This is a genomic window from Ectobacillus soli (genome assembly GCF_042610425.1).
Classification (GTDB): domain Bacteria; phylum Bacillota; class Bacilli; order Bacillales; family Bacillaceae_G; genus Ectobacillus.
The window spans coordinates 1-22,782 of the sequence record NZ_JBGJZM010000009.1; the positions used below are offsets into that span (position 1 = coordinate 1).

The 22,782-nt window shown below is 38.2% G+C and carries 21 protein-coding genes, 1 tRNA gene, 2 rRNA genes, 1 other RNA gene, 1 pseudogene and 1 other annotated feature; of the genes and pseudogenes, 2 read left to right on the top strand and 24 right to left on the bottom strand.

Annotated features, from left to right (window positions below; all coding sequences use genetic code 11):
• The 8 genes from ACAN53_RS17885 to tadA form a co-directional block, all read right to left on the bottom strand.
• A 16S ribosomal RNA gene (locus ACAN53_RS17885) occupies positions 1-73 on the bottom strand; the annotation flags it as partial.
• 220 nt (positions 74-293) lie between these two features.
• On the bottom strand, positions 294-563 hold the full coding sequence (locus ACAN53_RS17890) for a pro-sigmaK processing inhibitor BofA family protein (RefSeq protein ID WP_379971510.1): 270 nt from the start codon (positions 561-563) through the stop codon (positions 294-296).
• A 93-nt stretch (positions 564-656) separates the two neighbouring features.
• Entirely contained in the window at positions 657-884 is a 228-nt protein-coding gene (locus tag ACAN53_RS17895; RefSeq protein ID WP_379971511.1) for a YaaL family protein, read from the bottom strand.
• A 17-nt stretch (positions 885-901) separates the two neighbouring features.
• Positions 902-1,498: a recombination mediator RecR gene (gene recR, locus ACAN53_RS17900; RefSeq protein WP_379971513.1), complete on the bottom strand. Its 597-nt coding sequence runs from the start codon at positions 1,496-1,498 to the stop codon at positions 902-904.
• 12 nt (positions 1,499-1,510) lie between these two features.
• The gene (locus tag ACAN53_RS17905) at positions 1,511-1,837 is read right to left on the bottom strand and encodes a YbaB/EbfC family nucleoid-associated protein (protein WP_379971514.1); all 327 of its coding nucleotides are present in this window, start codon (positions 1,835-1,837) and stop codon (positions 1,511-1,513) included.
• A gap of 17 nt (positions 1,838-1,854) precedes the next feature.
• Complete coding sequence (gene dnaX, locus ACAN53_RS17910; protein ID WP_379971515.1) at positions 1,855-3,519, bottom strand: DNA polymerase III subunit gamma/tau; 1,665 nt, start codon at positions 3,517-3,519, stop codon at positions 1,855-1,857.
• Between the two features lie 174 nt (positions 3,520-3,693).
• Positions 3,694-3,958: signal recognition particle sRNA large type (gene ffs / locus ACAN53_RS17915), an RNA gene on the bottom strand.
• Between the two features lie 77 nt (positions 3,959-4,035).
• Positions 4,036-4,521 (bottom strand): tRNA adenosine(34) deaminase TadA, encoded by a 486-nt coding sequence (gene tadA / locus ACAN53_RS17920; RefSeq protein ID WP_379971516.1) that lies wholly within the window; start codon positions 4,519-4,521, stop codon positions 4,036-4,038.
• A gap of 269 nt (positions 4,522-4,790) precedes the next feature.
• On the opposite strand from tadA, the gene ACAN53_RS17925 reads away from it, so the two are divergent.
• A complete protein-coding gene (locus tag ACAN53_RS17925) occupies positions 4,791-5,453 on the top strand; it encodes a deoxynucleoside kinase (protein WP_379971517.1) in 663 nt (220 codons plus the stop codon).
• A gap of 42 nt (positions 5,454-5,495) precedes the next feature.
• On the opposite strand, the gene ACAN53_RS17930 is transcribed toward ACAN53_RS17925, so the two are convergent.
• From ACAN53_RS17930 to guaB, 15 genes and pseudogenes are all read right to left on the bottom strand, one after another.
• Positions 5,496-5,843, bottom strand: coding sequence for a DUF3797 domain-containing protein (locus tag ACAN53_RS17930; RefSeq protein ID WP_379971518.1), 348 nt, complete (start codon positions 5,841-5,843; stop codon positions 5,496-5,498).
• Positions 5,844-5,948: 105 nt separating this feature from the next.
• Positions 5,949-6,038, bottom strand: a tRNA-Ser gene (locus ACAN53_RS17935).
• 111 nt (positions 6,039-6,149) lie between these two features.
• Entirely contained in the window at positions 6,150-7,424 is a 1,275-nt protein-coding gene (gene serS, locus ACAN53_RS17940) for a serine--tRNA ligase (protein ID WP_379971519.1), read from the bottom strand.
• 75 nt (positions 7,425-7,499) lie between these two features.
• Positions 7,500-7,673, bottom strand: a pseudogene (locus ACAN53_RS17945) (serine--tRNA ligase); the annotation flags it as partial.
• A 51-nt stretch (positions 7,674-7,724) separates the two neighbouring features.
• Positions 7,725-7,940 (bottom strand) — a binding site (T-box leader).
• Positions 7,941-7,990: 50 nt separating this feature from the next.
• Positions 7,991-8,578, bottom strand: a complete 588-nt coding sequence (gene pdxT, locus ACAN53_RS17950) for a pyridoxal 5'-phosphate synthase glutaminase subunit PdxT (protein WP_379971521.1) — start codon at positions 8,576-8,578, stop codon at positions 7,991-7,993.
• A 15-nt stretch (positions 8,579-8,593) separates the two neighbouring features.
• A complete protein-coding gene (pdxS, locus tag ACAN53_RS17955; protein WP_379971523.1) occupies positions 8,594-9,481 on the bottom strand; it encodes a pyridoxal 5'-phosphate synthase lyase subunit PdxS in 888 nt (295 codons plus the stop codon).
• A 212-nt stretch (positions 9,482-9,693) separates the two neighbouring features.
• On the bottom strand, positions 9,694-10,956 hold the full coding sequence (gene rpoN / locus ACAN53_RS17960; protein WP_379971524.1) for an RNA polymerase factor sigma-54: 1,263 nt from the start codon (positions 10,954-10,956) through the stop codon (positions 9,694-9,696).
• Between the two features lie 433 nt (positions 10,957-11,389).
• A complete protein-coding gene (locus ACAN53_RS17965; protein ID WP_379971525.1) occupies positions 11,390-12,820 on the bottom strand; it encodes an aldehyde dehydrogenase family protein in 1,431 nt (476 codons plus the stop codon).
• Positions 12,821-12,833: 13 nt separating this feature from the next.
• The gene (gene gabT, locus ACAN53_RS17970) at positions 12,834-14,192 is read right to left on the bottom strand and encodes a 4-aminobutyrate--2-oxoglutarate transaminase (RefSeq protein WP_379971532.1); all 1,359 of its coding nucleotides are present in this window, start codon (positions 14,190-14,192) and stop codon (positions 12,834-12,836) included.
• A 56-nt stretch (positions 14,193-14,248) separates the two neighbouring features.
• Positions 14,249-14,989, bottom strand: a complete 741-nt coding sequence (locus ACAN53_RS17975) for an amino acid ABC transporter ATP-binding protein (RefSeq protein ID WP_379971533.1) — start codon at positions 14,987-14,989, stop codon at positions 14,249-14,251.
• 4 nt (positions 14,990-14,993) lie between these two features.
• Positions 14,994-15,692, bottom strand: coding sequence for an amino acid ABC transporter permease (locus ACAN53_RS17980; RefSeq protein WP_379971526.1), 699 nt, complete (start codon positions 15,690-15,692; stop codon positions 14,994-14,996).
• Positions 15,693-15,783: 91 nt separating this feature from the next.
• The gene (locus tag ACAN53_RS17985) at positions 15,784-16,620 is read right to left on the bottom strand and encodes a substrate-binding periplasmic protein (RefSeq protein WP_379971527.1); all 837 of its coding nucleotides are present in this window, start codon (positions 16,618-16,620) and stop codon (positions 15,784-15,786) included.
• Positions 16,621-16,839: 219 nt separating this feature from the next.
• Positions 16,840-18,288 carry a sigma-54 interaction domain-containing protein gene (locus ACAN53_RS17990; protein WP_379971528.1) on the bottom strand — a complete coding sequence of 483 codons (1,449 nt, stop codon included), beginning with the start codon at positions 18,286-18,288 and terminating at the stop codon, positions 16,840-16,842.
• A gap of 189 nt (positions 18,289-18,477) precedes the next feature.
• Positions 18,478-19,806, bottom strand: coding sequence for a serine hydrolase (locus tag ACAN53_RS17995; protein WP_379971529.1), 1,329 nt, complete (start codon positions 19,804-19,806; stop codon positions 18,478-18,480).
• A 101-nt stretch (positions 19,807-19,907) separates the two neighbouring features.
• The gene (gene guaB / locus ACAN53_RS18000) at positions 19,908-21,368 is read right to left on the bottom strand and encodes an IMP dehydrogenase (RefSeq protein WP_379971530.1); all 1,461 of its coding nucleotides are present in this window, start codon (positions 21,366-21,368) and stop codon (positions 19,908-19,910) included.
• Between the two features lie 117 nt (positions 21,369-21,485).
• On the opposite strand from guaB, the gene ACAN53_RS18005 reads away from it, so the two are divergent.
• Complete coding sequence (locus ACAN53_RS18005) at positions 21,486-22,457, top strand: YaaC family protein (protein ID WP_379971531.1); 972 nt, start codon at positions 21,486-21,488, stop codon at positions 22,455-22,457.
• Between the two features lie 82 nt (positions 22,458-22,539).
• On the opposite strand, the gene rrf is transcribed toward ACAN53_RS18005, so the two are convergent.
• Positions 22,540-22,655: ribosomal RNA gene (rrf, locus tag ACAN53_RS18010) — 5S ribosomal RNA — on the bottom strand.
• Positions 22,656-22,782: the final 127 nt, after the last annotated feature.

Here is a 22,782-nt window from a genome sequence, read left to right on the forward strand (position 1 = left end):
GGGTTCGCTCGACTTGCATGTATTAGGCACGCCGCCAGCGTTCATCCTGAGCCAGGATCAAACTCTCCATAAAAGTTAAAGTTTGTCTAAGCTATAAAAAAAAAATAAAACTGACGTTTGTTGTTTTGTTTAGTTTTCAAAGTTCAATATCGCGTTTCAGCGACTTTAATAATATAACATATCGCCATAACATTGTCAACAAAATTTATTTGCTGTCGTTTAGGACGTAAACTAATATATCATAGTCATTTAACATCGTCAATAAAAAAATTCAGCAACTAGACACTCAGATACTAATGAGGCAAAACAAACAACTTGATAATGACGAGAGCAGCAACACCCGGAATTCCAAGCAATCCTGAGATACATGCAGTCATAAAATTGATAGGAATATGAAAATTAACTTGTGCTCCGATAACATTTAAGCCAAATAGAAACAGAGCCCCTACTGCCACTTTAACAAAAAGACTTCCAATAAACCGAATCGGCTTTAATGAGGCACCCATCACTAATAACAACAGAATACACCCAACAATAACAGATATAATCAGAATATGGTCCACTTTTTTCCCTCCCATACATCTTGTACTATATATGTATGGCCGGGGCAAAAAAAAAGACCATTCTTAAAACGAAGTGATATCCAAATCTGGATATCACTTCGTAAAATTCATCATTTTTAATTTTCTATACTTTGCCTGCTTTAACATGTAAAAATACTTAGCTTCAGAAAGATGAACGTAATATAGAAGATCTTCAGATGGCTCTACACTTTGATCCAATATATGTTTTTGGCGAAGCCAATCTTCCTTTAGATCACCAAGCAATATCATCAGCTTCTGATTATATTCATTTCGTAAGTATCCCTTTTTATGAAAGAACATCGTATTTCCCCCTGCTGTTATATCTCTCTTCGACCTTCGAGAGCTTTAGAAAGTGTCACTTCATCTGCATATTCTAAATCTCCCCCTACAGGAAGGCCATGAGCAATACGTGTCACTTTAATGCCTGTCGGCTTTAAGAGCCGAGAAATATACATAGCCGTTGCTTCTCCTTCAATATTCGGATTCGTAGCTAAAATAACTTCCTGAACAGTATCATCATGAAGACGTTTCAATAGCTCCGGAATACGAATATCTTCAGGACCAATCCCTTCCATTGGAGAGATGGCTCCATGAAGAACATGATATACCCCTACAAAATCCTTCATTTTCTCTAAAGCAATGACATCTTTAGGCTCCTGCACCACACAAATGACTGTCTGATCTCGGTGTGAATCATCACAAATATAACAAGGATCCTTATCTGTAATATGCCCACAAACAGAACAATACGTTAAATTTCGTTTTGCATTCACAAGTGCCTTGGCAAAATCTAACACATCATCTTCCTTCATATTTAAAACAAAAAACGCAAGACGAACCGCCGTCTTTGGTCCAACACTAGGAAGTTTCATGAAGCTATCAATCAGTTTTGAAATAGGCTCTGGATAATGCATGAAGTTTGCCCCCTAAAATAGACCACCTGGTAAGTTCATCCCTTTAGTAAATTGTCCCATTGTTGAATTTGTTAAATCATCGACCTTTTTCAAAGCATCATTTGTTGCAGCTAATACAAGATCTTGTAGCATTTCAATATCTTCAGGATCTACTACTTCTTCCTTTATGTTCACTTCAAGAATCTGTTTACCGCCACTTACAACCACTGTTACCATTCCACCGCCAGCTGTACCTTCTACTGTTTTTTGTAAAAGTTCCTCTTGTGCCTCTTGCATTTTCTTTTGCATCTTTTGCATTTGCTTCATCATATTGTTCATATTTCCCATACCACGATTCATTCTCAATTCCTCCAGTACTATTCTTTTATTTCAACAAATTGTTCTCCAACCAATCTAATAGCCTCTTCAATTATAGGGTCTTCTTTTACTTCTGTTACTTCTTCTGTCGGCTCACTATGCAGAAAATCCTCGCGAATCTTTGCCCATTCCGACTTTGGAATAGCGATCATATGCAGTTTTTTTCCAAGTGCAGCAGATAAGATTTGCTCCGTTGTAATAATTCCATCTTCATTCTCACTTGCCATTTTACAATGAATATCAAATTGAAAGGCAAGAATATAGGAATCAGTAGAAGCCGCTACCGGTTCACTATTTTCCAGCAGTACAGCATACGATACTTTGCTCTTTGTTTTAAGCTGTTCTAACACATTTGCCCAAGATGATTTAAGTTGCTCTAAATCTTTTCTTGTCGCCTTCTTCAAAACCTCATGAATACGTCCCATCGGCAAACGAATACCCGTAGTACGAACTGGCTTTGTACTTTTTTTCTGTTCAATTGTATGTGATTCTTGCGACGCAGGAATACCACTGCGAAGACGAGTCATTTCTTGTTCCATTTCCTCTAACCGTTTCATGACTACCTGTAAATTGTCTATCCTTTTCATCTGACAAAGCTTCACAATGACAACTTCAAGGAAAACCCGTGGATGATTCGTCCATTTCATATCTTGTTGGCTCTTGCTAAGTGTATGAATCACTTCATATATTAATTCAGCTTCCATTTTGCTACTCAACTCTTGAAATTGCTCATCAACAATTACACGATCTAGCAAATCTTCCATATGAGATGAGGTTTGAAATAAAAGCAAATCGCGAAAATAATAAATGAAATCTTCCATAAATCGAAGGGGGTCTTTCCCTTTATTCATCATATCATCTACAACCCGCAACGCTTCAGAAACTTCATTCTCATATATACATGTTGCTAACTGACCAAGTTGTTTTTGCCCTACTGAACCAGTCACAGCTAGAACATCATCCACCGTTACACTGCCTTGGCTATATGAAATCGTCTGATCGAGTATACTTAGCGCATCTCTCATACCGCCTTCAGCAGCTCTTGCTACTATATGCAGTGCTTCTTCATTTACCTCTGTTCCTTCATTATAAACAACGGTATGCAAACGTTCTACAATATCCCCGACAGAAATTTTCCGAAATTCAAATCTTTGGCATCTTGAAATAATGGTTGGTGGGATTTTATGAGGCTCTGTTGTTGCCAATATAAATATTACATGCTTTGGCGGCTCTTCCAACGTTTTTAATAATGCATTAAACGCTCCAATGGAGAGCATATGTACCTCATCAATGATATACACTTTATAACGGACAGAGCTCGGTGCATATTTGACTTTGTCACGTATATCTCTAATTTCATCCACCCCATTATTCGAGGCAGCATCAATTTCCAATACATCCGCTATGGATCCATTGGTAATACCCTTGCAGGCTATACATTCATTACAAGGTTCTTCCGTCGGCGCGTGTTCACAGTTCAATGCTTTTGCAAACACTTTCGCAATCGTTGTTTTTCCTGTTCCACGCGGACCTGAGAATAAATAAGCATGGGATACTTTATCTTGAAGAAGGGCATTTTGTAACGTCTTCGTCACATGTTGTTGACCGACCACATCTTCAAATCGTTGCGGCCTCCAAGTTCGGTAAAGCGCCTGATATGACACGAAAATAGGGCCTCCTTCAAACAGTTTTAACTCATCATATTATACCTTATTCCGGTTATGTATTCCAATGCAGAATCAAGCAGAGAGCATGTTTCCTATTTATTCGTTTCTTTACGCTACAATAACAAAAAAGCCCACTTACTAAAGTGGACTTTGTATGTTTGTATATAACTGCCGTGCACCTTCCGTCGATTATCTGCCATAAGCGTTACTTACGTAGTTAGCTCCGTTCAGGCACTCCCGCGGCACACGAGAGTTTCTGCTTATTGCTGCTTCCTTCCGGATCTGACAAGGTTCACAGATTCTCATTGCGCAGGACCCAAACATCAACACTACTTGCGTAAGGCAGGCCTTACAGCAAAATAACCTCGAAAAGGAATTCAGCCTCGCTAGAGCGGATTGCGAGTACAGGGCGCCGCTACATCCCCGCCTAGCACGGCAAAGTTAGAACCAATATTTAGTTGCCTTAACGAAGGCATAATCAGTATAACTGTTTTACATACAAAAAGCAACTCATCACAGACTCCCAATATTTAGGTCTTTTTGTTTGCGTTTTTTTCGAATATCTCGAAAAAAACTAGAAAGCATCGCACCACACTCTTCCTTTAAAACCCCACTAACTACTTCCGCTTGGTGATTGAACCGTTCTTCCTCAAGCAAATTCATAAGTGTACCTGCGCAGCCGCCCTTCGGATCACTCGCTCCATAAACGACTCGCTTAATACGCGATAAAACAATGGCACCTGCGCACATCGGACAAGGTTCTAATGTAACGTAAAGCGATGCATCCTCCAATCGCCAAGTTCCAAGCTTTCGGCACGCCTCGTCGATTGCTAGTAATTCCGCATGCGCAATCGATCGTTGCTCAGTTTCACGTAGATTATGTGCTTTACTTATTACCTCTCCTTTATAAACAATAATTGCTCCGATCGGAACTTCATCCAGACTTCGTGCTTTTTCCGCTTCCACTATGGCCATCTTCATATAGTTTTCATCTTCCATATTTTCATTCCTTTCCACATTTTCACAATATTGAAACATGGCAAATGTTAATTTTTATAGTACTCATGTATGTACTCGTATAGATTAATAACGGCCAATTCATTAGACAAGGCAAATATTAAAAATTTTACCATCCCATAATTTTTTAAATCCACCCACTCCTATTCTATCCTTCCCTATGCTACAATTGTCCTGTTTTGATTTTTTGTTCGTTTTGATTTATTGAAAAATATTATATGACAAACATTAATAAAGGAGATTTTGCAGGAATGAACGTACGACAAACATATCATATTCCTAAAGATGCCGTCATTACCATCGCCGGAACCGTTGGGGTAGGTAAATCCACTATGACAAACACCCTTGCACAAGCGCTCGGATTCCGTACTTCCTTCGAAAAAGTAAATAGCAACCCTTATTTAGATAAATTTTATGAAGATTTCACTCGTTGGAGCTTTCATCTGCAAGTTTACTTTCTAGCAGAACGTTTTAAGGAACAGAAACGAATATTTGAATATGGCGGAGGGTTTGTACAAGACCGCTCTATCTATGAAGATACAGGGATTTTTGCAAAAATGCATTTTGAAAAGGGAACGATGACTGAAACAGATTACGACACCTACAAAAATTTATTTGATGCTATGGTTATGACACCTTACTTCCCTCATCCTAATCTGTTAATTTACTTAGAAGGATCGTTTGAAGATATCACCCAGCGCATTAAGGAACGGGGACGCTCTATGGAACTAAATACCCCGATATCATATTGGAAAGAAATGCACGAGCGCTACGAGGAATGGATTAATAATTTTAACGCCTGTCCTGTATTACGTCTAAATATCAATGAATACGACGTCATACACGAACAACAATCAATCGAACTAGTTATTGAAAAAATCGGTAGCTTGCTGCAGCATACAAAAAACCAGTGAAATAAACCAAAATCCCGTGTTAGCATTACACACGGGATTTTTTTAATTTAGTTTTTTAGTTGAACGTTTTGTAGGAGCAACTAAGTCCTTACCTGTTTTGCCAGCATGAATACGTTTGCGAATCGTACTTGGGCTCAATTGGTAGATAGATGCGATTTCCTTAACGGTCATTTCTTTTCCATCCAATACAGCTGTCAACTTTGCACGATGGCTAGCCTGTGCTTTTTTCGTCTGACAATGACATCCACAAAGGTGCCGATACGTTTCTTCGCTTACAATATTACTAACGTTCGATATGCTATTTAATATTCTATCCTTTTTACACGTTGGACATTGCACATAATATATTGTTTTTCCTTCTAACGGAATCGTTTGAATGAGAAGATCCATTGTATTACTTTCACTTCCTAACGCTATTCATAAATAAAAACTCGCTACAGCTTTGTAACGAGTTTTTCAATCTCCACTTATATGCGCTGTTGTCAGTTGTTAAAGAGGAGGAAGAGGGATTCGAACCCCCGCGCGGCTTGCACCGCCTCTCGGTTTTCAAGACCGATCCCTTCAGCCAGACTTGGGTATTCCTCCATATTGACAAGAACGATTATATCGAATTTCAGTAATTTGGTCAAGCATTTTTCAAATAAAAAAAGAAGGAATCCTTTCCTTCTTTTTTTATTCGTCTTGTAACGTCTTACGTTATTTAATCACATCTCTATTTCTCATATATGGTCGTAGTACTTCCGGAATGATAACAGAGCCGTCTTCTTGTTGATAGTTTTCTAGTATAGCTGCTACTGTACGTCCAATTGCGAGACCAGAGCCATTTAACGTATGTACATGTTCTGGCTTTGCATTTGGCTCGCGGCGGAAGCGAATATTGGCACGTCTTGCTTGGAAACCTTCAAAATTACTGCAAGAAGAAATCTCACGGTAAATTCCTTGACTTGGAATCCATACCTCGATGTCATATTTTTTCGCAGCAGTAAATCCTAAATCACCTGTACACATACTTAGCACATGATAAGGAAGCTTTAACAATTGCAGCACGCGTTCTGCATCATTTGTAAGCTTTTCTAGCTCTGCATAAGAATCTTCAGGCTTAACAAATTTCACGAGCTCTACTTTATTAAACTGATGCTGACGAATCAATCCGCGTGTATCACGACCCGCAGACCCCGCTTCAGAACGGAAGCATGCACTATAAGCTGCATATTTAATCGGTAATTCGTCCGCACTCAAGATTTCATCACGGTGCATGTTTGTAACCGGAACCTCAGCAGTTGGAATTAAGAAATAATCATTACTTTCAATAAGAAAAGCATCTTCTTCAAATTTTGGAAGCTGTCCTGTTCCTGTCATGCTATCGCGATTTACCATGTATGGCGGCAAAATTTCTTTGTAGCCGTGTTCCTCTGTATGTAAATCAAGCATAAAGCTAATAAGCGCACGTTCTAGTTTAGCACCTAAGCCTTTATAGAATACAAAACGACTTCCGGTTACCTTTGCTGCACGTTCAAAATCAATAATATCTAAATCGGTTGCAAGATCCCAGTGAGCCTTTGCTTCAAAGGTAAACTGCGGAATTTCGCCCCATTTACGAATTTCGATATTCTCATCTTCAGTGTCGCCAACAGGAACAGAGTCATGCGGAATATTCGGAATCGTATAAAGAATATGCTGTAAATCTTCCTCAACAACACGGAGCTCTTCATCTAATGCTTTAATATTGTCGCCAACTTCACGCATTTGTACGATTAACTCATCAGCATTCTTTTTTTCACGCTTTAACACGGAGATTTGACCAGGTGGTTCATTGCGCTTGCTTTTTAGCTCCTCGGTTTTCACCAATAACTCTCTGCGTTTTTTATCTAATTCTTCAAAACGATCAAACTCACTTAAATCCTCCCCGCGATGTTGAAGCTTCGCTTTTACTTCTTCAAAATTTGCACGTAAATATTTAATATCAAGCATTTGTGCATCCTCCTTTTTTAAAATAAAACACAAAAAACTCCCGTCCCTCTTACAAGGGACGGGAGTTTACCCGCGTTGCCACNATACTTCATTGCGCTTGCTTTTTAGCTCCTCGGTTTTCACCAATAACTCTCTGCGTTTTTTATCTAATTCTTCAAAACGATCAAACTCACTTAAATCCTCCCCGCGATGTTGAAGCTTCGCTTTTACTTCTTCAAAATTTGCACGTAAATATTTAATATCAAGCATTTGTGCATCCTCCTTTTTTAAAATAAAACACAAAAAACTCCCGTCCCTCTTACAAGGGACGGGAGTTTACCCGCGTTGCCACCCTAATTGAAAGCATATAGCTTTCCTCTTTAGCTGGATGATAACGGCTCTTCACCGGAAATACTTACTTCACGCTTTCGTATTCCACTCCAGGATGGATTCACAAGCCGTCATTATCGGTTTTCACCAGCCACCGACTCTCTGCTAAAAAACAGTCCTGTTACTAGTTCCTATCATTGCTTTTACGTATAACTTTACCATCAATGTACTATAATCATTGACAACTTTCAAGTAACTTATACGACTTTTTTCGCCTTTGCTTCTTCGACCATTTTCACAAAATATGCTGTAACGCGGTAGTCGTCCGTTAATTCCGGATGAAAAGAAGCTGCTAAGAATTGATCTTGTCGTACTGCGACAATACGACCGTCATGCATTGATAGTACTTCAACGTTATCCTCAACGCTAACCACATACGGAGCGCGAATGAATACACCGATAAAATCGTCGCCAACACCTTTAATAGAAAGAGCAGCCTCAAAGCTATCCTTCTGTCTACCGAAAGCATTTCGTTCAACTGTAATATCCATCACACCTAAATGCGGTTCATAGCCAACTAAATTTTTTGCTAGTAAAATCATACCTGCACATGTCCCAAACATCGGCTTTCCATCTTGGGCAAATTGTCGTAATGGTTGCATAAATTCATATTTATCAATCAAACGACGCATCGTTGTGCTTTCACCACCAGGCAAAATCAGTCCGTCGATTTCAGCAAGCTGTTCTACTTTTTTCACAACAACTGCCTTTGCTCCTGCCCATTCAATTGCTTTCACATGCTCACGAACTGCACCTTGAAGTCCTAACACGCCAATCGTAGTCATAGGTAAAATCTCCTCTTACCAGCCGCGTTCTTGCATGCGTTGATCTGGAAGTAAAGAAGAAATTTCAATGCCCTTCATTGGATTACCTAATCCTTTTGATAAGCGAGCAATTAGTTCATAGTCTTCGTAATGAGTTGTAGCTTCCACGATTGCAGCAGCAAACTTAGCAGGGTTTTCTGATTTAAAAATGCCGGATCCTACAAATACACCGTCTGCTCCTAATTGCATCATTAATGCTGCATCTGCTGGAGTAGATACACCGCCTGCAGCAAAATTAACAACTGGCAAACGACCTAAACGTTTAATTTCAAGAAGTACTTCGTAAGGAGCACCAAGTGTTTTTGCATATGTCATGATTTCTTCTTCACGCATACCTACAAGTTGTCTCACTTCTGCATTAACTTTACGCATATGACGAACCGCTTCAACGATATTACCTGTTCCAGGTTCACCCTTCGTACGAAGCATAGATGCTCCTTCTCCAATGCGGCGTGCAGCTTCGCCTAAATCACGGCAACCGCATACGAACGGAACTGTATATTCACTCTTATTGAGATGGAATACTTCATCCGCAGGTGTAAGTACTTCACTTTCATCAATATAATCTACACCTAAAGATTCGATAATACGTGCTTCTACAATATGACCAATGCGGCATTTTGCCATTACTGGAATCGAAACCGCATTCATTACTTCTTCAATAATCGTTGGATCAGCCATACGTGCTACACCACCTGCTGCACGTATATCAGCCGGAACTCGTTCTAATGCCATAACTGCTACAGCACCTGCTTCTGCAGCAATTTTTGCTTGCTCAGCATTTACGACGTCCATAATTACGCCGCCTTTTTGCATTTCTGCCATACCGCGCTTTACGCGATTCGTACCTGTTTCATTATTCATCTTGCGGAGCCCCCTAGTCTCTTTTCACATAAAAAATAAGAATACTCTTTCATTTTACCATTTGTTCTTAGAAGATTGTCTACTTTTTTTACCTGAATTCTAGTAAAAACTATAGAAATTCCGTACATTTCCAGTAAGATACAGCTAAAAACCCTTGTTAATCCCGAACAAATACTCCTTTTTAGCTATTCTACTTAGAGCAATTCGTACTTTTATCCAAATCGTTTTCGTTTTGTAGACGACGGAATCGATAACTCCGCTCTATATTTCGCAATCGTTCGACGTGAAATCATAATACCTTGCTCTCGCAAATAAGCTAATAATTTTTCATCAGAGATTGGACTACACTTATCTTCCTTCATAATAATAGCTTTTATTTTTTCTTTAATGCCTACTGGGGACGAGGAAGAACCATCTACGGATGAGATTCCTTTTGTGAAAAAGGATTTTAACTCGAACACGCCCCGCGGAGTTTGCACATACTTATTATGCGTAACACGACTCACAGTTGATTCATGAACATTTGCTTTTTGTGCAATATCACGCAATGTCATCGGCCGAAGAGCCTCATTACTTTTGAAAAAACCGAATTGATACTCGGCAATTGCTTTCGTCACTTTACAGATGGTTTCTTTTCGTTGTTGAATATTTTTAAGTAACTGGTTTGCTTTTCGAAAACATTCATTCACATAAACGGTTGCATGTTTATCTAGATTTTCATAAAAGTTAGCATATAGTCTATTTGCCGTAACATTTGGAATACTCTCTTGATTAGACCGTGCTTCTACATGATCCTCATATACATCAAGGATCACATCTGGTGAGATATAATGAATAGGATCAACGCTAAAACCAGCTGCCGGTCTTGGATGCAATGTTTTCAATCGATCTACAAAAGCTTGTACATCTTCTACCGAAATCGAGAGTGTCGTTGCAATACGCTGGAATTTTCTTTTCGTGAGATCTTCGAAATGCCCAGTAAGGATGTCAAACCCAAAGGAAGGAAAATCCCCAGCACGTTCCATTTGAATCGTGAGACATTCAATCATGGTACGTGCACCTATTCCAGCAGGCTCCAACTGTTGCAGCAATGCAATCATATTGGATATCACTTCTATTGTCACATCATACTCATTCATAATTTCTTCAGGGGAAAGGATAAGCCATCCGCGCTCATCAAGATTACGTATTAAATATTTAAATATCAATTCCTCTTCTATAGAAAAGGGAATCAACATAACTTGCTCCATAAGATAAGCTTCTAACGAAGTATCCTCTTTTGCAGGTGCAAAATCTATTAAATCCCTTGTATACTCTTTCTTCGTCTTAATCTGTAGCACAGGGTTTTCATTACAAACTTCATGAACATATTCAAGAAGTTCAACAGATGAAAACTGCAAAATAGTAATCGCTTGTCGCAATTCTGGAGTTAACATTAGCTTTTGAACTTGGCGCTGTTCCAACATCATATTCATTTATATATTCACCTGCCCTCTCATCTCAGAAGTTCCACCTGTGATTTTCTAAAAATCAAAAAAATAATTAACGTATCTATCAAACGGTTGCAAAAATATCAGCTACCAATTCCCTTTCCTTTATCACGATATCATTAATTACAAATTGTTTCGTTTTTATTGTTAGATTTTCTGACACAAAAGTCATAAATAAATCCAAATATATTCTCTTCTTACATAAAAGTCCATTATTTTTGTTAATTATAGGAATATATATTTTTCTCACTATCTAACAATCTATCAAGTGATCATATCTATCATTATTGCATCAACAAGAAGATAATACCGAAACCTCAAAGCGAGAGTCTTACCGCCTACTAACGCAGGAGCAATAAACCAAGAAATTACAATAAGCCCTTGAGAATGATCTCAAAGGCTTATTCTTTCCGTAGTTTTAGTTCCGATTAAAGCAAACTAATTTTACTTCTGTCATATCTTCCGTTGCATATTTAATGCCTTCACGGCCAATTCCACTATCCTTTACACCACCGTATGGCATTTGGTCAACGCGGTACGTAGGAAAATCATTAATCATCACTCCGCCAACTTCAAGTGCATCAGCTGCAAGAAACGCATGCTCCATGTCGTTTGTATATATACCTGCTTGTAATCCATAATTAGAATCATTGATAGCAGCAATCGCCTCTTGTAACGTGTCAAAAGGTACAATTGTAACAACCGGCGCAAAGGTTTCCTGGCAGCATACTTTCGCATGCTTTGGTGCGTCAACGATAACCGTAGGCAGTACAATATTATTTACTACGCCCCCTGTTAATACAGTTGCACCAAGTTCCTTCGCTTCTTCAATCCAATTTGTAATACGATCTACATCCTTCTTCGAAATAAGGGCTGACAAATCTGTACCCTCATCGGACGGATCTCCAATTTGAAGTTGCTTTGTTTCTGCTACAAACTTTTGCACATACTCTTCATACAAGGAACGATGCACATAGATGCGCTGCAAGGAGATACAAACCTGCCCCATAAAGGTAAAGGCTCCCGTTACGGTACGTTTGATAATCTTATCAATAGCAAAGCCTTCGTCAATAATAAGGCCTGAATTATTACCAAGTTCGAGCACAACACGCTTTAATCCTGCGTTACGGCGAATCAGCTTACCAACCTGCGGGCTTCCGGTAAAGGTAATCATTTTAATGCGGTCATCCAGTACCATTTCATCACCGACCTCATGACCAAGCCCCGGAATAACTTGCAATGCGCCGTCTGGAAGTCCAGCTTCTTTAAATAATTCAGCTGTAAAGAAGCTAGATAACGGAGCTTGCTCAGCTGGTTTTAATACGACAGGGTTCCCTGCTGCAATCGCTGGTCCAACCTTATGCGCAACTAAATTAAACGGAAAATTGAAAGGAGTAATTGCCCCGATTACACCGACTGGCTTACGCACCGTATAGGCAATGCGATTTTCTCCCATAGCGGAAGCATCCATCGGAATTGTTTCTCCGTGCAAACGACGAGCTTCATCAGCTGCAAATTGATACGTTTCAATCGTTCGTTCCACTTCTCCGCGTGCTACCTTAATCGGTTTTGCTACTTCCATCGTCAATATTCGAACGGCCTCTTCTTTACGCTCGCGAAATAACGTCGCTACGTTTTGTAAGATTGTTGCTCTTTTATGTGCAGGCAAAGCCGCCATTACAGGTTCTGCCTCTTTTGCAGCAGTGATTGCTTGTTTCATTTCTTCACGCGTTCCTACCGCTACAACCGCAATTACTTCATTAGAATATGGCGAGGTTAACTCTTCGTATTTCGTAGCCTCAACATATTGTCCGTTGATAAATAATGATTTTTTCAAGAGTTCTTTCATCATTCATTCCCCTTTACTTCGAAGTTAGGACATGGAGCGATGCTGCTATCGATTCATCAACAATAGCAAGACCTTCTTCTAGCTCTTCATCCGTCATAATAAGCGGCATCAATACGCGAATCACATTACCATACAATCCAGCACTTAATAAGATTAAACCGCGTTTATTTGCTTCTTCTACGATATCATGAACAAGTGCCTTAAATGGTTCCTTCGTTTCGCGGTCCTTTACAAATTCAATCGCACACATCGCACCTAACCCACGTACATCACCAATCACATCATACTTTTCTTTCATTGCAGTAAACGCCTGCATGACCTTTTCGCCAATTTGTGCCGCTCTTGCATTTAAGTTCGTTCTTTCCATAAAATCAAGAACGGCAAGCCCTGCACGACAACCTAACGGACTACCCGCATATGTTCCGCCCAACTCCCCAGGATTAGCAAGATCCATTATTTCCTTTCTACCGATGACGCCACTTATTGGAACACCAGCACCCATTGATTTAGAAACGGTAATTAAATCTGGCACGACATCAAAATGTTCAATTGCAAAATATTTACCTGTTCTTCCGAATCCTGCTTGAATTTCATCTGATACAAATAAGATACCATGTTGTTTACAAATTTCTGCTACAGCTTGCACATATTTCTTAGAAGGAACGATAAATCCGCCTTCCCCTTGAACTGGTTCCATAATCACTGCTGCAATTGTTTCTGGCGCCACATCTCCAACAAGGAAATTTTTAAATTCTTCTATTACATAATCATCGTAATCTTCTTCAGATACACCAACCGGACGACGGTACATATATGGATATGGTGCTTTGTATACTTCTGGTGCAAATGGACCAAATTCAAATTTATATGGACGTACTTTACTTGTCATCGTCATTGTCATTAAGGTACGACCGTGATAGCCACGTGTAAACACAACAATCCCTTGGCGTTTCGTGTATTTTCTAGCAATTTTCACGGCATTTTCTACAGCTTCTGCCCCGCTGTTTAAGAAAATCGTTTGTTTTTCCTGATCTCCTGGTGCTAGCTTTGCTAATTTTTCTGCAAATTCGACATACGATTCATACATCATAACATTAAAACCAGGATGAATATATTTCGTAATTTGATCTTGCAACACTGCTACAACCTCAGGATTACAATGACCTACATTAATCGTACCAATTGCACCGGCAAAATCAATAAATGTATTTCCATCTACGTCTGTCAAAAGAGCGCCTTCTGCTTTTTCAATAAATGTTGGAATTCCATTACTAACTCCCTTTGGTACATATTGCTTCCGCTTTTCAAGCATTGCTGCTGCCTTCGGTCCTGGTAATTCGGTTTTTACATTTGCAAATTTATAAGCCATTATAAGTTCCTCCCTATATGTTGTTTCAATTTATTCACACGCAAAATTCATGCCAATTATTAGTGATCTACTTTTTTCAAAAATGTTTTAGTCCGATCATGCTTTGGATGTTCGAAAATCTCCGCAGGTGGACCTTGCTCAACAATAACACCCGCATCCATGAAGATAACACGGTCCGCAACCTCGCTAGCAAATTTCATTTCATGCGTGACAAGAATCATTGTCATACCTTCCTCAGCTAAGTCACGAATAACATTTAATACCTCTCCCACTAGCTCAGGGTCAAGCGCTGATGTTGCTTCATCAAATAACATAACCTTTGGTTGCATCGCTAAAGCACGTGCAATAGCAACCCGCTGTTGTTGCCCACCGGAAAGCTGGCTTGGATAATGATCTTTTCTTTCAGAAAGTCCCACTTTATCCAAATAGCTTTCGGCAATCTTACGCGCTTCTTCCTTAGGCGCTTTACGAATTGTTATGAGTGCGGCCATTACATTTTCAAGTGCCGTTTTATTTGAAAATAAATTAAATCGCTGAAATACCATACCAATTTCTGTTCGAAGCTTTGCAACATGTTTTTCATTGATTTTCTTTGTTGGGTCATCAAATAGATGATCAGCAATTTTGATCGTTCCTAGCGTTGGAATTTCTAAGTAATTTAAACATCGAAGAAAGGTTGATTTTCCTGATCCAGAAGGTCCAATAATTACGACCTTTTCCCCGGTTTCAACCGCAAGATCTATCCCCTTTAAAATTTTTTTGTCGCCATAGGATTTATGCAAATTTTCAACAGTTACAATTGCATTAGACATGGTTGCTTAATCTCCTTTCTAACATACGCACTGCTTGTCCAAGTGGTAAACTTACAATAAAGTATGCAAGAGCAGCAATGGTATAGGATTCAATTGTTAAAAACGTTTGAGATGCATAAGCTTGTGTCGTCAAAATAATTTCGCCGACTGTAATAAACGCAAGCAGCGATGTATCTTTAATCATCATGATGAAATAGTTTCCAAGTGGCGGTACTGAAATTCGAAATGATTGTGGAATTACGATATGCCACATGCCTTGCTTACTTGTGTATCCTAATGCCTCGGCAGCTTCAAGTTGACCTTTATCAATTGCTAGAATAGATGATCGAAATATTTCTGACATATAACATCCATAATTTAAGCCAAGGCCAATGACACCTGCTGCAAATGCACTCATATTAAATCGAAAATCAGGCTGCCATATCCCACCGATTCGTGTAATGATTTCTGGAAGAACATAGTATACGTATAATAATTGAACGAGAAGCGGAGTTCCCCGTATTAATTCAAGCAGGGCAGTTAACGGATACCTTAACACTCTCTTTTTTGACATTCGTCCTAATGCTATAAGCATTCCTAGTATCAGTGCTATCGCATACGAAATGATTGAAACCTTTACAACAAGCCAAAGCGCACCGATTAAATGTGGATATAGATCCATAAACGCCGTTGCAAAATCTAAATTTTTCATCTTGTGCAAAACCACCTTTGTTTTATGACATGCATCATCATTATTTACGAACCAATTATTGAAAAGGGGGAAATCCCCCCTTCATCATTCTTTATTGCACTAGGTTATCTTCATTAAGACCATATTTCTTTAACACTTGTAGAACGAATCCTTCTTTTTTCAATTTATCAATTTCCGTATTTATCGCATCTAATAGGTCCTTATCATCTTTACGAACTGCCGCTGCAACGTTTCCATCATATTTTGCTTTATACGGGCTTACCAATTTCAGTACAAGAGATGGATCGTGTTGAATTGAGTATGCAGAAGTAGCACTATCTGTAATGACTGCATCGATTTTACCTGTATTAAGCGCTAATAGTAGTTCTGCTTGCGATCCAAAGATCTTAACTTCTTTAATTTTTCCTTGTTTTTGTAAATCCTGTGCATATTCAAGGAACGTCACACCTTTTTGACCGCCCACTACTTTATCCTTTAAATCGTCAATTCCTGCAACAGCGGAATCTTTTCTAACAACAATTGCTTCCGCTTCTTTATACCAAGTAGTTGTGAAAGTAGCGATTTTTTCACGTTCTGGTTTGATATACATACCATCTGTTACCATATCAATATTTTTATTATTTAGTTCTACAAGTAAATTCTCAAATTTTACTTCTTTCATTTCTACTTTCGGAATTCCTAGACGTTTTGCTGCCTCTTGAATAATTTCTGCATCAATACCGACAAATTTTTGATCTGTTTTATCTATAAATGCAAATGGCGTATCATTTGAAGATCCGACTACAAGAACACCTTTTTGTTTAATAGCATCCAACGTACCTTTTGAAGTAGCTGTCGAAGTTGCTGTTGTTTCTTGCTTTCCACATCCCGCTAATACAATCCCAACCGTTAACATAAACATAAGAACAAGCATGTACAGTTTTTTCATTTTAAAAATTCCCCCTTTGAAATTAAAAGACTATTTTGATAATTTAATATGCAAGAAACATGCCAACTATATTTTCCCCGTTTGTCACTATATTTGACATGATTGTGTTATATTTTCTCACCTAGAATAAATCAAAAATGGGTCATAAACAGAAAAAACCGATTCAATTATGAATCACATCTTCATAATTGAATCGGTTTTTGAAATTCAACTCTATTTTTATTCTTTCACTCGCAAAAAAGAAATTTTTCTACTGATTGTACTCTGACTTATTTTTAGCTGGTTTGCCAATTTTCTTGTGGAAGGATACATCGAAATCGCTTTTTCAAGCAAATCATGTTCGAATTTTTCCACCATTTCTTTGTAACTTAAACTTGGCTGATTTAATATGGATTGAATATAGCCTTCATTCTGTAATATTGCTGCAGGTATTTTCCTTTGTGTCCGTGATACAAGGCTTCCCTCTACATTTTCGACCTGAATTACATTACTCTCCGTAGTTAAAACGAACCGTTCGATCATATTTTCTAACTGCCGAATATTGCCAGGCCATTCATATGATAATAGAAATTCTATCGCTTGTGGCGAAAATACCTTTTGTATATTATATTTTTGATTAAAGTAATCTAGCTTATTAAAAATAAGTTCTAATCCATCTTCTTGACGTTCCCGCAGTGGAGGAATCGTAATCGGGACGACATTTATCCGATAATACAAATCCAAACGGAATTTCTTTTCTTGAACCATTTTTTCTAAATCTTTATTTGTTGCAGCTATAAACCGAACATCTGCTTGTATCGGTCTTCTTCCACCTACTCGTAATAGCGTTTTACTATGCATGACTTGGAGTAGCTTTGTTTGTAGGTCGAGAGGTAGCTCCCCGATTTCATCTAGAAAAAGAGTTCCGCTCTGCGCTGCCTCTACAAGTCCTATCTTTCCTGTTGTAAGTGCCCCTGAAAACGAACCTTTTTCGTATCCAAACAATTCTGATTCAAATAAATGATGAGGTATTGTGCTGCAATTTACTTCTACAAATGGATACTTACTTCTTGTACTATTTTCATGAATCCACTTTGCAACCTCTGTCTTTCCAACACCTGATTCTCCCAATAATAAAATGGTTGTATCTAAAGGCGCTAAACGAGAAAGTAGCTTTAAAATATGTTGCATAGATGTACTCTTCGCAATTAATCCCTCTGGTACAACATTTGCCTTCTGCAACACATGTAGCTGATCTACATAATATTGAATTGCCTTTTCCATTTCTTCTATTTGTTGCTTTAGTGATATAATTTCCGTAATATCTCGAGATGTTGAAACAACACGCTTCAGGTGATTATTTTCATCAAAAACAGGGTTTGCTGACACAATTAATTTTCTGCCTGTTGATGTATTTTGAATTAAAGTTATAGGAGTTTTTTTTTCTAATACCGCTACCGTTGCAGAAGGAGAGAATATACCTGCATCCACTAATTCATATACATTTTTCCCTATCAATTCAATTCCTTGCACCCCGTAGTTTTGCTCGCATACCGGATTCACACGAATGGTCTTTCCCTTTTCGTCCGTTACAAAGATTTCTTCATGTGTCGCTGCAAACACGGCTTCCAATTCCCTTAGCTTTTCTTGAAGAGATTGCAGGTTGTCATTGATTCCTTTTTCATGCATCGGCATCACCCTTATGTCAAATATGATTATATTATAACAAATTTTCAAATTTTCCATCTCTCAATAGACTTCATTTAGAATCAATCTTATATTCGGAGGAGTTTTCCTAGTAGATGTTACGGTAAGGGGGGAACTACTACTGAGCAATTGCTGGAAATAAGAAATGCAAAAAGTCCCCAACTTGGGGACTTATTTAAATAAGCCTTTTACAGAATTTACTGTGCCTGACCAAAGATTTCCGAAGAAGGACCCTATGCCACGCATAGCTAGTACGAACCAATTTGCTTTATCTACATCAGTTTTCGTTACTAGGTCTACCTTTAATTCTTTCCCTGTTAAAAAGCCAGGGTCATTACTATCAGTGGATGTAATTGTCATAGAGCCAACCTTCGTATTTTTCTTAATTGGCGCTGTGACTTCTTTGTTATCTAATTGATAACCTACAGTATAAGGAGATTTGCCTCCTTTAGGAATAGCGATATCAACAGCCTTTGCTGTTTCAACCTCAACTTGCTTTTGTTTTCCCTTTACTACAGGTACTGTTTTCTTATCTGCTACTTGATATCCTTGTGGATACAATTGTTTTGAATCAAAACTACTAAATCCATAATCAAATAATTTTTTAGTTTCATCAAAACGTGCATTGTATGAGTTTGATTTAATGACAACCGAGATGAGTCGAAGATCTCCGCGCTTTGCAGTTCCCGTAAAGCAATAACCAGCTTCAGGTGTGGAGCCTGTCTTCAATCCGTCTACGCCTTCATATTGGAAAACAAGACCTTTTAACATCCAATTCCAGTTATCCATTTGTACCGGATATTTTCCGCCCTCTTGGAATACTTTTTTCGGAATTTTAGCTGTTTCTAGTGCATCAGGATAATCGAGAATCAAACGTTGTGCTACAATGGCACAATCTCTTGCAGTCATTTTATTCTCTTCATCAGGAGCCGTGCCTTCCGGTTGTTTTCCCTTTAAGTCTTTATTCGTAAGACCTGTTGCATTTACAAATTTATAATCTGTCAAACCAAGATCTTTTGCCTTTTGATCCATTAATTTAATGAAATTTGCTTCTGAACCAGACACAAGCTCAGCCAACGCAATAGCAGCACCGTTCGCAGAATAAATTGCCATCGCTTCATAGAGCTCTTTTACAGTATACGAACCGCCTTTTTCTAATGGAACGTTAGACAACGAGCGATCTTGCGAAATCATTTGCGCATAATCTGAAATTTGTGTTTTTTGATCCCACTTAATTTTTCCATTTTGTACTGCCTCATGTATGATATATTCAGTCATCATTTTTGTCATGCTGGCAATAGCTAAAGAAGAATCAGCATTTTTTGCATATAATATTTTCCCCGAATTTGCTTCCACTAGTATTGCAGCTTCAGCTTGAATATTTAACGATGTACTTGTTTGAGCTGATACAGTACTAGTACTAGTTGAAACAAACATGCTGAATAATAATGGAATAATTATTACAATCACAAACAGTTGCTTTTGAAACGACGCTTTCACGTTGCTACCTCCCATAAGATTGTTTTCAGATAAACGTTATTCTAACACAATCTAAAAAAAATAGACAGAGCTATTCGTCTCTGTCTATTAACCTCATTGCATCATGAATAGTTTGGTGCTTCCTTCGTAATTTGAATATCGTGTGGGTGACTTTCACGTAATCCTGCACCAGTCATACGAATGAATTGGGCGTTATCACGCAATGCTTCCAAATCCTTTGAACCGCAGTATCCCATGCCTGCACGTAATCCACCAACCATTTGATGAAGTGTATCAGAAAGAGGTCCCTTGTAAGGCACCCGGCCTTCAATACCTTCTGGAACAAGCTTTTTATTTCCTTCTTGGAAATAGCGGTCCTTACTTCCATTTTCCATAGCACTTACTGAGCCCATGCCACGGTATACTTTAAAACGACGTCCTTGATAAATTTCAGTGTCTCCAGGGCTTTCTGAAACACCTGCTAATAGACTACCAACCATAACAACGTTAGCGCCTGCTGCTAGAGCTTTAACCATATCACCTGAATACTTAATACCACCATCAGCAATAATAGGTACACCGTACTTACGAGCTGCTGTTGCACAGTCATAGATTGCAGTTAATTGAGGTACACCTACCCCAGCAACAATACGAGTTGTACAAATAGATCCTGGACCAATACCTACTTTAATAATACTTGCACCCGCTTCAATAAGGTCAACTGTCGCTTCTGCTGTTGCCACATTTCCTGCAATAAGATTTAAATCAGGATACTTTTGTCTAATTTCCTTTACTTTGTCTAATACACCTTTTGAATGTCCATGAGCTGTGTCAATAACAATTACATCTACACGGGCTTTTACAAGTGCATCGACTCTTGTCATTGTATCAGATGTTACTCCGACAGCTGCTCCGACCAATAGTCGTCCTTGCTTGTCTTTAGCTGAATTAGGAAACTCAATAACTTTTTCAATATCTTTAATTGTAATTAATCCTTTTAATACGCCGTTATCATTAACAAGAGGGAGTTTTTCAATTTTATATTTTTGCAGAATCTTTTCTGCCTGTTCTAATGTAGTTCCTACCGGAGCAACAACGAGATTTTCCTTCGTCATAACATCACAAATTTTTATAGAATAGTCCTGTATAAAACGTAAATCACGGTTTGTGAGAATTCCGACAAACTTTTGCTCATCTGGATTATTTACGATAGGTACACCTGAAATACGATATTTTCCCATTAAATGTTCTGCATCATATACTTGATGTTCAGGTGTTAAAAAGAACGGATCTGAAATAACGCCACTCTCACATCGCTTTACCTTGTCTACTTGCTCCGCCTGTTGTTCAATGGACATATTCTTATGAATAACGCCTAAACCACCTTGGCGTGCCATTGCAATAGCCATGTCTGCTTCTGTAACTGTATCCATCCCTGCACTTAATATCGGGATATTTAATTGTAACGTATCCGTTAGTGCTGACTTAATGGACACTTCACGAGGAAGAACTTCTGATTTTGCTGGAACTAAAAGTACATCATCAAAAGTTAATCCTTCCTTAACAAATTTGTTTTCCCACATAATTCTTTCCCCCCTATTGTTTTAAAATATTATTAGTAGCTTAACAATTGGACAAAATACTGTCAAGGAACTGTCGATTTGTTGCAATTTTTAGAATATTCAAAGGAGCCAACATATATGAATAATAAATCCGCATGGGATGGGCTAAGCTTTTTCATATCTTCCACACATTCCCAAAAATATCTAGCTGCATGCTATCAAACATTAGAAGTATCTGAGTGGGAGAAAAGAGCCTATGAAAATTGCTTTCCTTTTATTTATTATCTAGAACATGGAAAAAATTACTACACCCTAGCCGAACATGCGCCTCTTTCCATCCAACCTGTTCTTCTTTTTTATGGAATGATTCAATTATTAAAAGCCTGCCTATTAACCGTTGATCCGAATTACCCAGAATCCACTATTCTGTTAGCACATGGCGTAACAACCCGCAAGCGGAAAAAACAGGATTATTCTTTTCTGCATGATGAAGTTAAAATTCAAAAACATGGTTTGTTTACTCATGCTGCAGACAAATTGTTTCATATTAAATATATAGAAGGTGATAAATATACTATGGATATGCTTATGCATAGAATTGCAGAGCTATATGAATTATTTTTCTATAGTAAAAAAGAAACGAAATTGCTTAAAGTAGGTGTACAGAATCAAAGAATAATTTCCATTCCTGTTGCAGTATTGGATTTGTATCATATGACGGATGTACGTTTTCAGGAATATATAAAATCGACTTGTTCTCATTTAAAGCTTGTACCTGCAAATCTTCAGAATAGTGAAGAGATATTATTTGAGACATCTATTGCTTGGGACGGTCTCAGAAGTTCCCCTCTTCTTTATAACTACAATGAAGATGCTTATTTTTTACCTCCTTCCCGTGAAATGATGACTATTTTTCCTGAAGTACTATCGCACTATTTACTTCTTTATAATTTAAGTATGATTAGTAGATATGAGACCGAATGGTGGAGCGAATTGCTTCGTTCTTATCATTCTGAAGATTATCCATTTATTTTTCAATTTTTATCTATTTCTGCTAAGAAAATTCCTTATTATGTTTATCTTTATCTTATTAATAAAATACAGGGATAGTAAATTATACATCTCTTTTTTTATTTCTTATTACCCAAGAAATAAAAAAAGAACCAATCAATATGATCGGTTCTTTTTGTTTGCCTAGCGACGTCCTACTCTCACAGGGACAAAGTCCCAACTACCATCGGCGCAAAAGAGCTTAACTTCCGTGTTCGGTATGGGAACGGGTGTGACCTCTTTGCCATCATCACTAGACCTATAGGAAGGCAATATTCCTTCAAAACTAGGTAACAAAAGTGTAAAGAACAAAAACTTTTTGGATAAGCCCTCGATCGATTAGTATCTGTCAGCTCCACATGTCACCATGCTTCCACCTCAGACC

Coding starts and splice junctions, on each gene's coding strand:
- tadA (WP_379971516.1), bottom strand. CDS start 4,521: ATGGAAGATGAAAACTATATGAAGATGGCCATAGTGGAAGCGGAAAAA.
- pdxS (WP_379971523.1), bottom strand. CDS start 9,481: ATGAATAATGAAACAGGTACGAATCGCGTAAAGCGCGGTATGGCAGAA.
- rpoN (WP_379971524.1), bottom strand. CDS start 10,956: ATGAATATGATGTTGGAACAGCGCCAAGTTCAAAAGCTAATGTTAACT.
- ACAN53_RS17985 (WP_379971527.1), bottom strand. CDS start 16,620: ATGAAAAAACTGTACATGCTTGTTCTTATGTTTATGTTAACGGTTGGG.
- ACAN53_RS17980 (WP_379971526.1), bottom strand. CDS start 15,692: ATGAAAAATTTAGATTTTGCAACGGCGTTTATGGATCTATATCCACAT.
- ACAN53_RS17990 (WP_379971528.1), bottom strand. CDS start 18,288: ATGCATGAAAAAGGAATCAATGACAACCTGCAATCTCTTCAAGAAAAG.
- ACAN53_RS17965 (WP_379971525.1), bottom strand. CDS start 12,820: ATGAAAGAACTCTTGAAAAAATCATTATTTATCAACGGACAATATGTT.
- ACAN53_RS17895 (WP_379971511.1), bottom strand. CDS start 884: ATGTTCTTTCATAAAAAGGGATACTTACGAAATGAATATAATCAGAAG.
- ACAN53_RS17930 (WP_379971518.1), bottom strand. CDS start 5,843: ATGGATCTTCTCATTCAAACGATTCCGTTAGAAGGAAAAACAATATAT.
- guaB (WP_379971530.1), bottom strand. CDS start 21,368: ATGTGGGAAAACAAATTTGTTAAGGAAGGATTAACTTTTGATGATGTA.
- serS (WP_379971519.1), bottom strand. CDS start 7,424: ATGCTTGATATTAAATATTTACGTGCAAATTTTGAAGAAGTAAAAGCG.
- ACAN53_RS17925 (WP_379971517.1), top strand. CDS start 4,791: ATGAACGTACGACAAACATATCATATTCCTAAAGATGCCGTCATTACC.
- ACAN53_RS17905 (WP_379971514.1), bottom strand. CDS start 1,837: ATGAATCGTGGTATGGGAAATATGAACAATATGATGAAGCAAATGCAA.
- ACAN53_RS18005 (WP_379971531.1), top strand. CDS start 21,486: ATGAATAATAAATCCGCATGGGATGGGCTAAGCTTTTTCATATCTTCC.
- pdxT (WP_379971521.1), bottom strand. CDS start 8,578: ATGACTACGATTGGCGTGTTAGGACTTCAAGGTGCAGTTCGTGAGCAT.
- recR (WP_379971513.1), bottom strand. CDS start 1,498: ATGCATTATCCAGAGCCTATTTCAAAACTGATTGATAGCTTCATGAAA.